Annotated in this window: 13 protein-coding genes; 3 read left to right on the top strand and 10 right to left on the bottom strand. The window is 73.6% G+C overall.

What is annotated here, in order from left to right:
- Position 1: 1 nt before the first annotated feature.
- From L332_RS19395 to L332_RS19385, 3 genes are read right to left on the bottom strand one after another with little or no spacing between them, the layout of a single operon-like run.
- Positions 2–1,726 (bottom strand): ABC transporter ATP-binding protein, encoded by a 1,725-nt coding sequence (locus L332_RS19395; RefSeq protein WP_021009915.1) that lies wholly within the window; start codon positions 1,724–1,726, stop codon positions 2–4.
- Between the two features lie 3 nt (positions 1,727–1,729).
- Positions 1,730–2,353 carry a TetR/AcrR family transcriptional regulator gene (locus tag L332_RS29305; protein WP_158316694.1) on the bottom strand — a complete coding sequence of 208 codons (624 nt, stop codon included), beginning with the start codon at positions 2,351–2,353 and terminating at the stop codon, positions 1,730–1,732.
- Between the two features lie 45 nt (positions 2,354–2,398).
- Positions 2,399–3,208 carry a hypothetical protein gene (locus tag L332_RS19385; protein ID WP_021009913.1) on the bottom strand — a complete coding sequence of 270 codons (810 nt, stop codon included), beginning with the start codon at positions 3,206–3,208 and terminating at the stop codon, positions 2,399–2,401.
- Between the two features lie 138 nt (positions 3,209–3,346).
- On the opposite strand from L332_RS19385, the gene L332_RS19380 reads away from it, so the two are divergent.
- Positions 3,347–5,113 carry an acetyl/propionyl/methylcrotonyl-CoA carboxylase subunit alpha gene (locus tag L332_RS19380; RefSeq protein ID WP_021009912.1) on the top strand — a complete coding sequence of 589 codons (1,767 nt, stop codon included), beginning with the start codon at positions 3,347–3,349 and terminating at the stop codon, positions 5,111–5,113.
- Positions 5,114–5,144: 31 nt separating this feature from the next.
- Here L332_RS19380 and L332_RS19375 read toward each other — a convergent pair whose 3' ends face one another.
- The gene (locus L332_RS19375) at positions 5,145–6,599 is read right to left on the bottom strand and encodes an NAD(P)H-quinone dehydrogenase (protein WP_031223360.1); all 1,455 of its coding nucleotides are present in this window, start codon (positions 6,597–6,599) and stop codon (positions 5,145–5,147) included.
- A 34-nt stretch (positions 6,600–6,633) separates the two neighbouring features.
- Positions 6,634–7,173 carry a YaeQ family protein gene (locus tag L332_RS19370; protein WP_021009910.1) on the bottom strand — a complete coding sequence of 180 codons (540 nt, stop codon included), beginning with the start codon at positions 7,171–7,173 and terminating at the stop codon, positions 6,634–6,636.
- A gap of 42 nt (positions 7,174–7,215) precedes the next feature.
- On the opposite strand from L332_RS19370, the gene L332_RS19365 reads away from it, so the two are divergent.
- Complete coding sequence (locus L332_RS19365; RefSeq protein ID WP_021009909.1) at positions 7,216–8,046, top strand: purine-nucleoside phosphorylase; 831 nt, start codon at positions 7,216–7,218, stop codon at positions 8,044–8,046.
- Positions 8,043–9,710: a phospho-sugar mutase gene (locus L332_RS19360; RefSeq protein ID WP_021009908.1), complete on the top strand. Its 1,668-nt coding sequence runs from the start codon at positions 8,043–8,045 to the stop codon at positions 9,708–9,710. Before L332_RS19365 ends, L332_RS19360 begins: the two co-directional genes overlap by 4 nt.
- Before the next feature lie 66 nt (positions 9,711–9,776).
- Here L332_RS19360 and L332_RS19355 read toward each other — a convergent pair whose 3' ends face one another.
- From L332_RS19355 to L332_RS19335, 5 genes are all read right to left on the bottom strand, one after another.
- Positions 9,777–10,214, bottom strand: a complete 438-nt coding sequence (locus L332_RS19355; protein WP_021009907.1) for a PTS sugar transporter subunit IIA — start codon at positions 10,212–10,214, stop codon at positions 9,777–9,779.
- Complete coding sequence (locus L332_RS19350) at positions 10,211–11,317, bottom strand: adenosine deaminase (protein WP_021009906.1); 1,107 nt, start codon at positions 11,315–11,317, stop codon at positions 10,211–10,213. Before L332_RS19350 ends, L332_RS19355 begins: the two co-directional genes overlap by 4 nt.
- A gap of 91 nt (positions 11,318–11,408) precedes the next feature.
- Positions 11,409–11,744: a DUF4190 domain-containing protein gene (locus L332_RS30295; protein ID WP_021009905.1), complete on the bottom strand. Its 336-nt coding sequence runs from the start codon at positions 11,742–11,744 to the stop codon at positions 11,409–11,411.
- Between the two features lie 152 nt (positions 11,745–11,896).
- A complete protein-coding gene (locus L332_RS19340) occupies positions 11,897–13,186 on the bottom strand; it encodes a thymidine phosphorylase (RefSeq protein ID WP_021009904.1) in 1,290 nt (429 codons plus the stop codon).
- Positions 13,179–13,604 (bottom strand): cytidine deaminase, encoded by a 426-nt coding sequence (locus L332_RS19335; RefSeq protein ID WP_021009903.1) that lies wholly within the window; start codon positions 13,602–13,604, stop codon positions 13,179–13,181. Before L332_RS19335 ends, L332_RS19340 begins: the two co-directional genes overlap by 8 nt.
- Positions 13,605–13,609: the final 5 nt, after the last annotated feature.

Here is a 13,609-nt window from a genome sequence, read left to right as displayed (position 1 = left end):
CTCAGGCCTCCACTGCCATCTGCGACTCGACGATCTCGCGGTACGTGTCGTTGCCCGCGAGCAGCTCCTCGTGCGTGCCCGAGCCCACGACCCGGCCGCGCTCGAGCACGACGATCCGGTCGGCATCGACGATCGTCGAGACCCGCTGGGCGACGACGATCTGGGTGGTCTCGCCCACCGCGTCCCGCAGCGCCGACCGCAGGCGCGCATCCGTCGTGAGGTCGAGCGCCGAGAACGAGTCGTCGAAGACGAGCACGTCGGGCTCGGCGACGAGGGCGCGGGCGATCGAGAGCCGCTGGCGCTGGCCGCCCGAGACGTTCGTGCCGCCCTGCGCGATGCGGGAGTCGAGCTGCTTGGGCATCTGCTGCACGAAGCCCGCCGCTTGCGCGATCTCGAGCGCTCGCCACAGCTGCTCGTCGGTCGCGTCCTCGTTGCCGTAGCGGAGGTTCGAGGCGACCGTGCCGGCGAAGAGGTAGGGGCGCTGCGGCACGAGCGCGATGCCGCGCCAGAGCGCCTCGGCGTCGAGCTCGCGCACGTCGACCCCGCCGACGAGCACCGCGCCGCCCGTCGCGTCGAAGAGCCGCGGGATGAGGTTCACGAGCGTCGTCTTGCCCGACCCGGTCGCGCCGATGATCGCGAGCGTCTCGCCCCGCTCGGCGCGCAGGCTCACGCCGTCGATGACGGGGTGCTCGGCGCCCGGGTAGCGGAAGACGACGTCGCGCAGCTCGACCGTGCCGGGCGAGGCCTGCTCGCGGCCGTCGACGACGCGCGCGATCGTCGGCTCGGTCTCGAGCACCTCGCCGATGCGGCGGGCGGAGACCGCCGCTCTCGGGATCATGATCGTCATGAAGGTGGCCATGAGCACGCCCATGAGGATCTGCATCAGGTACTGCAGGAAGGCCATCATCGTGCCGATCTCGAGCTCGCCCTGATCGACGAGTCCGGCGCCGAACCAGATGACCGCGACGCTCGAGACCTCGACGATGAGCATGATGACCGGGAACATCAGCACGAAGAGGTTGCCCGTGCGGATCATCGCGTCGGTGACATCGTCGTTCGCGACGGCGAAGCGCGCCTTCTCGCGCCGCTCCTGCACGAAGGCGCGGATGACGCGGATGCCCGTGAGCTGCTCGCGCAGCACCTTGTTGATGCGGTCGATGCGCTCCTGCAGCTGCCGGAAGATCGGCACGAGGCGCGAGACGAGGAAGCCGAGCACGACGAGCATGAGCGGCACCGAGACCGCGATGAGCCACGAGAGGGTCGCATCCGCCCGGATCGCCATGATGACGCCGCCGATCGCCATCATCGGCGCCGAGAGCAGCATCGTGCACGACATGAGGATGAGCATCTGCACCTGCTGCACGTCGTTCGTGTTGCGGGTGATGAGGCTCGCGGCGCCGAAGCGCTGCACGTCCTGCTCGCTGAAGTCGCCGACCTTGCCGAAGAGGTCGGCGCGCAGGTCGCGGCCGGCGCGCATCGCGAGGCGCGCGCCGAAGAGGATGGCGAGCACGTTCGCGGCCACCTGCCCGAGGCTCAGCGCGAGCATGAGCACGCCGAGCCGCCAGACGGTGCCGGTGTCACCGCGCAGCACGCCCTCGTCGATGATGTCGGCGTTGATCGTCGGCAGCATGAGCGTGAGCACCGACTGCACGAACTGGAACAGCACGACGAGCAGGAGCGACAGCATCGACGGCCGCACGTAGCGGACGATGAGCTTCCACAGCATGGGTCAGGCCTCCACGGGCTCGAGGGCGGATGCGTCGGGTCGGCGCTCGGGGTCGGCACCGGCACGGGGCTCGTCACCGGGGGCGGCGACGATGCCGTGCAGGAGCACCTGCATGATGTCGTCGACCGATGACACGGGCTCGTCGTCGCCCCAGCTCGCGGCGGCGGCCCACGCGAGCGTGCGCAGGACGTCGGCCGCGACGAGCGGCGTGACGCGCAGGTCGTGCGCGAACGGCTCGAAGCGCGCGGCGATGCAGCGCTTCGAGCGCTCGAAGTCGTCGCGGCGCTCGGCCGCGACGCGCTGGGCGATGGGACCGAGCGCCATCACGAGTCTGAACATGAACCGCATTCGCTCGACGACCACGGGCACGAGGCTCGCCACGACGTCGGCGACCGAGTCGGCGCGCAGGTCGAGATCGGGCTCGGCGTCGGTCATGTGGCGCTCGACGAGCGCGGCGAGCAGCGACTCCTTGTCGCCGAACGCCTTGAAGAGCGTGCCCTCCGCGACGCCCGCCGCGTCGGCGAGCTGGCGCGAGGTGACCGCGGCGCCGTGCTCGAGCACGGCCGGCGTCACGGCGTCGAGGATCTGCGCGCGCCGGTCGTCGGCGCTCAAGCGGGGCGGGGGCACGGCGCCCAGCGTAGATGAGTGAGCACTCACTCACAAGCGCGGTCCTCAGATGCCGGGGCGGCGCCTCCGGTCGCGCTGCCACGCCTCGGCGGAGCGGGCGATCGCGCCTTGCGCGGTCTCGAGCAGCTCCTGGGCGAGCGCGCTCCAGTCGGTGGTCGTCGACGCACTCGGCGGCCGCTCCCCTGCGCCGCGGCGCGCGTCGTGCTCGGCGGCGTCGAACGCGTGGGTCGCGCGCCGCACGGCGTCGCGGTAGGCGGCGAAGTCGGCGGGCGCCATGCGGGTGTCGAGGCTCGCGGGGCGCAGCTCGAGCGCGAGCCGCTGCTCGCGCAGGAACTCCTGCAGCGCGGGGCTCGACGCGTCGCTCATCGCCGGGTAGTCGATGGCCTTCGCCGCGTCGGTCTCGTAGGCGATCCAACGCGCTGTGAGGCGGTCGTGCTCGTCGCGCAGCCGCGCGAGCGGCATCGCCTCGAGCGGGGCGCGGCTCGCGGGCAGGGTCGCGCGCGCCGCCTGCACCGACGCGCGCCGGGCCTTGAGGTCGGCGACCGCGACCTTGACCGCGCGCTCCGCCGCCTGCACGCGGCGCTTCGACTCGAGCACCGCGCCGAGGCCCACGCGGCCGGCGGACTGCTCGGCCTCCGTCCGCAGCAGCTCGGCGCGCGCGACCTTGAGGTCCGCGCGCGATCGCGTCACGGCATCCGTCGCCCGCCGCACGTCGTGCATCGCGGCGTCGAGCTCGAGCCGCCGCCCGGCCGGGCGGCCGCGTCGCGCGCCGATGACACCGAGGGCGCCCGCTCCCGCGCCGGCGGGGGCGATCCACCACCACTCGGCCACGAGCGCCAGCACGACGGGGTCCACGCGTCCATGCTAGGCGCGCCGGGCCGCCCCGCACAGGGCGCTGCGCGTCCTCGACTGTGGGAATCCGCAACCGAACCGGGCATTCCTGTGTGGCGTGCGCACGCATCCGCCATGTCCTGCCGCTTAGGCTCTAGAACCATGCGCCGCATCACCAAGGTCCTCATCGCCAATCGCGGCGAGATCGCCGTCCGCATCATCCGGGCGGCGCGCGACGCCGGCATCGGCTCGGTCGCCGTCTACGCCGAGCCCGACCGCGACGCGCAGCACGCGCAGCTCGCCGACGAGGCCTTCGCGCTGCACGGCTCGACGAGCGCCGAGAGCTACCTCGTGATCGACAAGCTGCTCTCGGTCGCCCGCCGCTCGGGCGCCGACGCCGTGCACCCGGGCTACGGCTTCCTGGCCGAGAACGCCGACTTCGCGCGCGCCGTCATCGACGCGGGCCTCATCTGGATCGGCCCGAGCCCCGACGCGATCGAGCAGCTCGGCGACAAGGTCTCGGCCCGGCACATCGCCGAGTCGGTCGGCGCGCCGCTCGCGCCCGGCACGATCAACCCCGTCGCGGGCGCGGCCGAGGTGCTCGAGTTCGTCGACGAGCACGGGCTGCCGGTCGCGATCAAGGCCGCCTTCGGCGGCGGCGGCCGCGGCCTCAAGGTCGCCCGCACGCGCGAGGAGGTCGAGGAGCAGTTCGACTCCGCGACCCGCGAGGCGGTCGCGGCGTTCGGCCGCGGAGAGTGCTTCGTCGAGAGATACCTCGACAAGCCGCGCCACGTCGAGACGCAGTGCCTCGCCGACGCGCACGGCGACGTCGTCGTCGTCTCGACGCGCGACTGCTCGCTGCAGCGCCGCCACCAGAAGCTCGTCGAGGAGGCGCCCGCGCCCTTCATCACCGCGGAGCAGGACGCCGAGCTGCGCCGCGCGTCGAAGGCGATCCTGCGCGCCGCCGGCTACGTCGGAGCGGGCACGTGCGAGTTCCTCATCGGCGCCGACGGCACGATCTCGTTCCTCGAGGTCAACACGCGCCTGCAGGTCGAGCACCCGGTCTCGGAGGAGGTCACCGGCATCGACCTCGTGCGCGAGCAGTTCCGCATCGCCGAGGGCGAGGCGCTCGGCTACGACGACCCCGAGGTGCGCGGCCACTCGATCGAGTTCCGCATCAACGGCGAGGACGCGGGCAGCGGCTTCATCCCCCAGCCCGGCCCGGTGCGCGTGTTCCGCGCCCCGAGCGGCCCCGGCATCCGCGTCGACTCCGGCGTCGTCGCCGGCGACGTCATCGGCGGCAACTTCGACTCGATGCTCGCGAAGCTCATCGTCACCGGTCGCGACCGCGCCGAGGCCCTCGCCCGCGCGCGCCGCGCCCTCGCCGAGTTCGAGGTCGAGGGGCTCCCGACCGTGCTGCCCTTCCACCGCCGCATCGTCGACCACCCGGCGTTCGCGCCCGAGGGCGACGCGCCCTTCTCGATCTACACGTCGTGGATCGAGTCGGAGTTCGAGAACGACATCCCCGCGTGGGGCGGCGAGCCCTCCGAGCTCGGGGGCCCCGAGCCGCGGCGCACGGTCGTGGTCGAGGCCGACGGCAAGCGCATCGCGGTGTCGATGCCGAAGCGCCTGTTCTCCGACACGAAGGACGCCAAGGGGCCCGCTCCGCGGCGGATGCGCACGGCGCTCGCGGGCGGCGTGGGCTCCGGCACGATCGTCTCGCCCATGCAGGCGACGGTCGTGAAGGCGGCCGTCGCCGAGGGCGACCGCGTCGTCGCGGGCGACCTGCTCGTCGTGCTCGAGGCGATGAAGATGGAGCAGCCGCTCTCCTCCCCCGTCGACGGGGTCGTCACGGCGGTCGACGCACCGGTGGGCGCGACGGTGCCGTCGGGCCACCGCCTCGTCTCGATCACGCCCGACGAGGCCTGAGCCGCCCGCCGCGACCGGCGGCGCGCTCGGCTCAGGGCTCGAGCTGCTCCTGCGCGACGTGCATCGAGCGGGCCACGTCGGTGATCGAGCCCGAGAGCGACGGGTAGACGGCCCACGCGCGCGCGAACTGGTCGACCGTGAGGCGCTGCTCGATCGCGAGCGAGAGCGGCAGGATGAGCTCGGATGCGCGTGGTGCGACGACCACGCCGCCCACGATCGTGCCGAGGTCGGTGCCCGCGATGAGCTTGACGAAGCCGTCCTGCACTCCCTGCATCTTCGCGCGCGGGTTGTGCCGCAGCGGCAGCTTCACGATGCGCGCCTCGCGCTCGCCGGCGTCGATCGACGCCTGCTGCCAGCCGACCGTCGCGATCTCGGGGTAGGTGAAGATGTTGGAGGCGACGTTGCGGAGCGTGATCGGGCGCACCTCGTCGCCGAGCGCGTGGAAGATCGCCGTGCGCCCCTGCACCGAGGCGACGGATGCGAGCGGGAAGAACGCGGTGCAGTCGCCGGCGGCGTAGATGTGCGGCACCGAGGTGCGCGCGACGCGGTTGACGCGGATGTGGCCCGAGTCGGTGGTCTGCACGCCCGCGGCGTCGAGGCCGATCCCCTCGGTGTTCGGCACCGCGCCGACCGCCATGAGGCAGTGGCTCCCGCGGATCTCGCGGCCGTCGGAGAGCGTCACGACGACCTCGTCGCCGTCGCGCACGACGCTCGTCGCGCGCTGCTTGTTGAGCACGTGCATCCCGCCGCGGCGGAACACCTCCTCGATCACGTCGGCCGCGTCGGTGTCCTCGCCCGGCAGCACGCGCTCGCGGCTCGAGACGAGCGTGACCTCCGAGCCGAGCAGCCGGTAGGCGGAGGCGAACTCGGCGCCCGTGACGCCCGAGCCGACCACGATCAGGTGCGAGGGCATCTCCTCGAGGTCGTAGAGCTGCGTCCAGGTGAGGATGCGCTCGCCGTCGGGCTGCGCGCTCGGCAGCACGCGCGGGCGCGCGCCGACCGAGACGACCGCGGTGTCGAGCTCGAACGAGTCGAAGTCCTTCGCGTTCGCGCCGCCGGTCGAGACGGCCACCGTCGTCGGGCTCGTGAAGCGGCCGTAGCCCTCGACGACCTGCACGCCCAGGCTCTCGAGCGTCTGCCGCATGTCGTCGGACTGCCGGTTCGCGAGCCGGCGGATGCGCTTGTTGAGCTTCGTGAAGTTGACCGCGACCTCGGGGCGCAGCGGCCGGTCGCGGTCGCCGCGCGCGAAGAGCTGCACGCCGAGCTCGTCGGCCTGCTCGATCGCGGCGGCCGACTCGGCGGAGGCGATGAGGGTCTTGGAGGGCACGACGTCGGTGAGCACGGCGCTGCCGCCCACGCCGGCGCGCTCGATGAGCGTCACCTCCGCACCGAGCTGGGCTCCCGCGAGCGCCGCCTCGTAGCCGCCCGGTCCGCCGCCGATGATCACCACGCGCTGCTTGCGCTCGAATGCACTCACGTGCTCCATCATCCCGCATCCGCGCGATGGAGCTGAGCGCGCGTCAGCCCGCCGGGCGCTCGTGGATCGCCGTCGACAGCGCGCGGCCGTTGACCTCGGCGTAGAGCACGCCCTCGGTCACCGAGACGGTCATCGACGTGCGGCGCGCGACGGCGTCGGCGACCGCGTCGACGAAACCGGGGTCGAACGAGACGAGCCGCACGTCCTCGGGGCGGTGGATGCGCTTCCCTGCCCAGCGCGCGGCGACCCTCTCGGGGTCGCGGTGCGTGTAGACGGCGCAGCGATCGGCCGCCATGCTGCCGCGGTGCACGCGCTCGGCCTCGGGCGCGCCGATCTCGATCCACGCGACGAGCGCGCCCGTGCGGTCGCGCACGAGCACCGCGGGCTCGTCGCCGCCCGAGAGCCCGTCGCCGAAGGCGATGCCCTCCTCGTGCTCGAGGCACAGCGCGAGCACGCGCGTCACCATGAACGCCGCGGTCTCGGAGGGGTGCTGCGCGACCTTGAGCGAGAGCTCCTCGTAGACCCCGCGGTCGACGTCGGAGAGCTGCACCTCGAAGGTGTGGACGGTCGCGCCGATGGCCATGGTGACCCAGCCTACGGGCGCAGCGCCCTTAGAGTGGGCGCCATGACGCACCCCCTCGATGCCCCCGCAGACCCGCGCGAGGTCGCGCGCCAGGCCGCCGACGACATCCGCCGCATCACCGGCGTGGAGTCGCACGACATCGCCCTCACGCTCGGCTCCGGCTGGGCGCGCGCCGCCGACCTCATCGGCGAGACGACCCACGAGATCGCCGCGACCGAGGTGACGGGCTTCTCGAAGCCCGCGCTCGAGGGCCACGTCGGCACCATCCGCTCGGTGCTGACCGACGACGGTCGCCGCGCGCTCGTCATCGGCGCCCGCACCCACTACTACGAGGGCCACGGGGTGCGCCGCGTCGTCCACTCCGTCCGCACCGCGGCCGCGGCAGGCGCATCCGTCATGGTGCTCACGAACGGCGCGGGCGGCATCAAGCCGCACTGGACGCCCGGCCAGCCCGTGCTCATCAGCGACCACATCAACCTCACCGCCGACTCGCCGCTCGAGGGCGCGACGTTCGTCGACCTCACCGACCTCTACTCGCCGCGGCTGCGCGACATCGCGCGCGAGGTCGACGGCAGCCTCGACGAGGGCGTCTACGTGCAGTTCCGCGGGCCCCACTACGAGACGCCCGCCGAGGTGCAGATGGCGAAGGCGATCGGTGGCCACATCTGCGGCATGTCGACGGCGCTCGAGGCGATCGCCGCGCGCGAGGCGGGCATGGAGGTGCTCGGCCTGAGCCTCATCACGAACCTCGCCGCGGGCATCCAGACCACGCCCCTCTCGCACGAGGAGGTCATCGAGGCCGGCCGCGAGGCCGAGGGCCGCATCTCGCGCCTGCTCGCCGACGTCGTCGCCGCGATCGGCGCCCGAGCATGAGCCTCGACGCCGCCCGCGCCTGGGCCGCGGCCGACCCCGACCCCGAGACCCGCGCGGAGCTCGAGGCGACGATCGCGGCCGCCGAGGCGGGCGACGAGGCCGCGATGGCCGAGGTGACGGATGCGTTCCGCGGCCGCCTGCAGTTCGGCACGGCGGGGCTGCGGGGCCGCATCGCCCCGGGGCCGAACCGCATGAACACCGTCGTCGTGCAGCAGGCCTCCGCGGGGCTCGCGCGCTACCTCGTCGACCGGGAGCCCTACCCCTCGGTCGTGATCGGCTGGGACGGGCGGCGCGGCTCGGAGCGCTTCGCGCGGGACGCCGCCGAGGTCTTCGCTGGCGCTGGCGTGCGGGCGATCCTGCTGCCGCGGCTGCTGCCGACCCCCGTCACCGCCTTCGCCGTGCGCCACCTCGGCGCGAGCGCGGGCGTCATGGTGACCGCGAGCCACAACCCGCCCGCCGACAACGGCTACAAGGTGTACCTCGGCGGCGCCGACGAGGGCAGCCAGATCGTGCCGCCCGCCGACGCCGAGATCGCCGCCCGCATCGTCGAGGCGGCCGCCGTGCCCGTGACCGAGTACCCGCGCGGCGAGCCGGAGGTCGCGGGCGAGGGCGTCTGGGAGTCGTACGTCGCGGCGACCGCTGCGATCGGCCAGCCCGACCAGGGCATGCCGGGCGCCGGCGGCCCGCGCGTCGTCTACACGCCGCTGCACGGCGTCGGCCTCGAGACGGTGCGCGCCGTGCTCGACGCCGCGGGCTTCCCGCCGGTGACGGTCGTGCCCGAGCAGGCCGAGCCCGACGGCGCGTTCCCGACCGTTGACTTCCCGAACCCGGAGGAGCCGGGCGCGCTCGACCTCGCGATGGCGCTCGCCACGGCGGAGGGCGCCGAGCTCATCCTCGCGAACGACCCCGACGCCGACCGGCTCGCGGTCGCGGTGCCGGATGCGTCGGCGCCGGCCGGCTGGCGGATGCTCACGGGCAACGAGGTCGGCCTGCTGCTCGGCTGGGACGCCGCGCGCGCGGCGCGCGGGCACGGCGTGCTCGCCGCCTCGATCGTCTCCTCCCCCGGCCTCGGCGTCATCGCCGAGGCGCACGGGCTCGAGTTCGTGCAGACGCTCACGGGCTTCAAGTGGGTCTCGCGCGTGCCTGGCCTCGTCTACGGCTACGAGGAGGCGCTCGGCTACCTCGTGAACCCGGGCACCGTGCGCGACAAGGACGGCATCTCGGCGCTCGTGCGCATCCTCACGCTCGCGAGCGAGCTGCACGAGCGCGGCTCGTCGCTCGCCGAGGAGCTGCTCGCGCTCGCCGCCGAGTTCGGCGCGTTCGAGTCGGGCCAGGTGAGCGTGCGCGTCACCGACCTCGCGCGCATCCCCGCGCTCATGGGGGCGCTGCGGCAGGCGCCGCCGACCGAGCTCGCGGGCGCGGCGGTCGTCGCCGCCGACGACCTCGCGCTGCCCGAGCACGGCGAGATCGGCGACATCCTGCGCTTCACGCTCGACGACGGCTCGCGCGTCATGGTGCGGCCGAGCGGCACCGAGCCGAAGCTCAAGGTCTACATCGACGCGACGTCGACCGACGGGCCGCCCGCGGCGCGCGTGCGCGCGGCGCGCGAGCGCGTCGCGGCGATCGCCGAGGCGGTGCGGCCGCTGCTGGCGCGCGAGAGCTGAAGCCGGAGACCCGTTCGGGTCTCCGGCGCGACGCCAGAACCCCGGCCCGTCCCGGGCCGGGGTTCCCTACCGGCGCAGCGCCGCGATCGCGTCGTCGCGCGTCGAGGCGGCCGCGATGGCATCGGCGACACCCTCGCCGTCGAGCGCGTTCGCGAGCTCCGCGAGCATCCGCAAGTGGCCCTTCGGGCTCGTCGCGGCCATCCCGATGACGACCCGCACGGGGTCGTGGTGCGGGTGGCCGAAGGCGACGGGCTCGTCGAGCACGACGATCGCGAGCGCGTCGCGGCGCACGACCGCGCTCGGCCGCGCGTGCGGCACGGCGACGCCGGGTGCGACGACGCAGTAGGGCCCGGCCTGCTCGATCTGCTGCACGAGCTCCTCGACGTACGCGCGGCCGACCGCGCGCGCGGTCACGAGGTCGACCCCCGCGGCGCGCACTGCGGCGCGCCAGTCGGCGGCGTGCACCCCGGGCGCGAACGTCGCCTCGTCGAGCGGCAGCGTCATCGGAGGTCGTCGAAGCCGTCGGCGATCTCGTCCGCGAGCTCCTCCCGCTCCTCGAGCGAGCAGAAGGCGCCGGCGACCGCGTTCTGCGTCACCTCCTCGAGGTCGTCGAGGTCCCACTCGAACGCCTCGACCATGAGCCCCAGCTCGCGCGTGAGCGTCGTGCCCGATTGCAGGCGGTTGTCGGGGTTGACGGTCACCGCGAAGCCGAGCTGCAGCAGCAGGTCGATCGGGTGGTCCTCGAGCGAGTCGCCCCACTGCGCGATCGTGCCGGTCTGCAGGTTGGAGCTCGGGCTCAGCTCGAGGGGGATCTGCCGGTCCTTCACCCACTCGGCGAGCTCGCCGAGGCGCACGACGATCGCGTCGTCACGCTCCTGCTCGACCTCGATGTCCTCCGCGATGCGCGTGCCGTGCCCCAGCCGCAGCGCGCGACCGGCGAAGAGCGCATCCTCGATGCTCGCGAGGCCGTCGCCCTCGCCCGCGTGCACGGTCGCCGGGAAGTGCGCCCTCGCGAGCCGGTCGAACGCCGAGGCGAGCCGCGACGGCGGGAAGCCCGCCTCGGGACCGGCGATGTCGAAGCCGACCGCGCCCTTGTCGCGGTGCCGCAGCGCGAGCTCGGCGATCTCGTCGGCGCGGTCGAGGTGCCGCATCGCGCTGATGAGCTGGCCGACGCGGATGCCGCGGCCGTGCGACTCGACGAGGTCGATCGCCTCCTCGATGCCGGCCTGCACCGCCTCGACCGCCTGGTCGAGCGAGAGTCCGCGCTGCAGGTGCTGCTCGGGTGCCCAGCGGATCTCGCCGTAGACGACGCCGTCCTCGGCGAGGTCGAGCACGAACTCCTTCGCGACCCGGTGCAGCCCGTGCTCGGTCTGCATGACCGCGGTCGTGATGTCGAAGGTCTTCAGGTACTCCGGCAGCGAGCCGGAGTTCGACTGCGCGGCGAACCACGCGCCGAGCGCGTCGGCATCGCTCGCCGGCAGCTCGAGCCCGATCTCGTCGGCGAGCTCGAGCACCGTCTGCGGCCGGAGTCCGCCGTCGAGGTGGTCGTGCAGGCTGACCTTGGGCAGCGTCTGGATGTCGACGCCGTCGACCTCGTACCGGCTCATTCCGCCTCCGTCATCGGGGTGCATTGAGCCTCGATCGTATCGGCCGGGGCCGCGCCGCGGCATGCCGCCGCGGACCGAGGCACCGGTCGCGTCAAGCGCCCGACGCGGCGAGCCCGATCGCCGCGAGGATGAGCCCGCCCGCGACGATCCACAGTAGCGCCCACAGCGCGAGCATCGCGACGCTCAGCCAGATGCCCCACAGCGCCATCGTGCGGCCCGCGGGCTCGCGCTTGCGGGCCATGACGCCGACGACGATGCCCGCGATCGGCACGAGGATCGAGCCGCCGATGAAGATCGAAGCGAGCCCGAGCACGAGCGCGACGACGCTGAGCGTCTTCGGCTCCGACGCGCCGTAGGTGCTGCCCGCGGGCTGCGTGGTGTCGCCGACGTACGCGCTGCTCGGGCGGTTGAGCTGGGGATCGGTCACGACTGGCTCCTCAGGGGTGGCTGACTGGTGCGGATGCGTCGAGCCAAGCAGGACGCACGGCGCGAGCCTGGACGGCGGCTGGGTGCCGCCTCGGCGCCAGTCTCGCCGCCCGCGCCAGGCTGCGCAAGACCCGCGACCCGAGAGCGCGCGCGTCAGGCGATGCGCTCGCGCACGATCGGGGGCACCTCGACGACCGTGCCGGGCGCCGCGAGCTCCCACGCCCCCTCGAGCGCCTCGAGCGCACGCGGGATGCGGCTCTCGTCGTCGGCGGAGATGGTCCAGAGCGGGTCGCCCGCGCGCACCGCGTCGCCCGGCTTGACGTGCAGGTCGATGCCGGCGGCGTGCACGACCGGGTCGCTCGCGCGGGCGCGGCCCGCGCCGAGCCGCCACGCGGCGATGCCGAACGGCAGCGCCTCCTGCCGCGCGAGCACGCCGTCGCGCTCGGCGACGACCGTGTGCGTCTCGTTCGCGACCGGGAGCGGCGCGTCGGGGTCGCCATCCTGCGCGAGCACGAAGCGGCGCCAGACGTCCATCGCGCGGCCGTCGGCGAGCGCGGCCTCGACGTCCGCGTCGGGCTGCCCCACCGCATCCAGCATCTCGCGCGCGAGCGCGACCGTGAGCTCGACGACGTCGGCGGGCCCGCCGCCCGCGAGCACCTCGACCGACTCGCGCACCTCGTTCGCGTTGCCGATCGCGCGGCCGAGCGGCACGTCCATCGTCGTCAGCAGCGCGCGCGTCTCGACGCCCGCGTCGCGGCCGAGCGCGACCATCGTCTCGGCGAGCTCCTTCGCGCGCTCGAACTCCTGCATGAACGCGCCGGAGCCGAACTTCACGTCGAGCACGAGTGCGCCCGTGCCCTCGGCGATCTTCTTCGACATGATCGAGGATGCGATGAGCGGGATGGCCTCGACGGTGCCGGTGATGTCGCGGAGCGCGTAGAGCCGCTTGTCGGCGGGCGCGAGGCCCGAGCCGGCCGCGCAGATCACGCCGCCGACGGTGCGGAGCTGCTCGAGCATCTCGTCGTTCGACAGGTCGGCGCGCCAGCCGGGGATCGACTCGAGCTTGTCGAGCGTGCCGCCCGTGTGCCCGAGGCCGCGGCCCGACAGCTGCGGCACCGCGACGCCGAACGCGGCGACGAGCGGCATGAGCGGGAGCGTGATCTTGTCGCCGACGCCGCCCGTGGAGTGCTTGTCGACCGTCGGCTTGTCGAGCGCCGAGAAGTCCATGCGCTCGCCGGAGGCGATCATCGCGGTCGTGAGGTCGTGGATCTCGCGGCGCTCCATGCCGTTGAGCAGGATCGCCATCGTGAGCGCCGCCATCTGCGGGTCGTCGACGTAGCCGCGCGTGTAGGCGTCGATGAGCCAGTCGATCTGCGCGGTCGAGAGCGCTCCCCCGTCGCGCTTCGTGCGGATGATGTCGACGGCGTCGAAGGCCTCAGCCACGGTGCTCCCTCTCCTCGTGCTCTGCGTACTCGTCGAGCTGTGCCGGGCCGAACGCATCCGGCAGCACCTCGGCCATCGTGCGGATGCCGCTCACGGTGTCGAGCAGCATGCCCGGCGCCGCGTGCTCGAAGAGCAGCTGGCGGCAGCGGCCGCACGGCATGAGCCGCTCGCCTGCGCCGTTGACGCACGCGAACGCGACGATGCGCCCGCCGCCGCCCATGACCATCGCGCTCACGAGCGAGCACTCGGCGCACAGCGTGACGCCGTAGGCGGCGTTCTCGATGTTCGCGCCCGCGACGATGCGGCCGTCGTCGACGAGCGCCGCGGCGCCCACCGGGAACCTCGAGTAGGGCACGTAGGCCCGCTCCGTCGCCGCGACCGCCGCGTCGTGCAGCGCTTGCCAGTCGATCTCAGCCATGGCCG

The organism is Agrococcus pavilionensis RW1 (genome assembly GCF_000400485.1).
GTDB classification, from domain to species: Bacteria; Actinomycetota; Actinomycetes; order Actinomycetales; family Microbacteriaceae; genus Agrococcus; species Agrococcus pavilionensis.
This window is presented reverse-complemented; position numbering and strand designations above follow the sequence as displayed.

Bases quoted from the DNA above. Each gene is read 5' to 3' on its own strand.
- L332_RS19395 (WP_021009915.1), bottom strand. From the start codon at position 1,726: ATGCTGTGGAAGCTCATCGTCCGCTACGTGCGGCCGTCGATGCTGTCG.
- L332_RS19380 (WP_021009912.1), top strand. From the start codon at position 3,347: ATGCGCCGCATCACCAAGGTCCTCATCGCCAATCGCGGCGAGATCGCC.
- L332_RS19375 (WP_031223360.1), bottom strand. From the start codon at position 6,599: ATGGAGCACGTGAGTGCATTCGAGCGCAAGCAGCGCGTGGTGATCATC.
- L332_RS19370 (WP_021009910.1), bottom strand. From the start codon at position 7,173: ATGGCCATCGGCGCGACCGTCCACACCTTCGAGGTGCAGCTCTCCGAC.
- L332_RS19365 (WP_021009909.1), top strand. From the start codon at position 7,216: ATGACGCACCCCCTCGATGCCCCCGCAGACCCGCGCGAGGTCGCGCGC.
- L332_RS19360 (WP_021009908.1), top strand. From the start codon at position 8,043: ATGAGCCTCGACGCCGCCCGCGCCTGGGCCGCGGCCGACCCCGACCCC.
- L332_RS19355 (WP_021009907.1), bottom strand. From the start codon at position 10,214: ATGACGCTGCCGCTCGACGAGGCGACGTTCGCGCCCGGGGTGCACGCC.
- L332_RS19350 (WP_021009906.1), bottom strand. From the start codon at position 11,317: ATGAGCCGGTACGAGGTCGACGGCGTCGACATCCAGACGCTGCCCAAG.
- L332_RS19335 (WP_021009903.1), bottom strand. From the start codon at position 13,604: ATGGCTGAGATCGACTGGCAAGCGCTGCACGACGCGGCGGTCGCGGCG.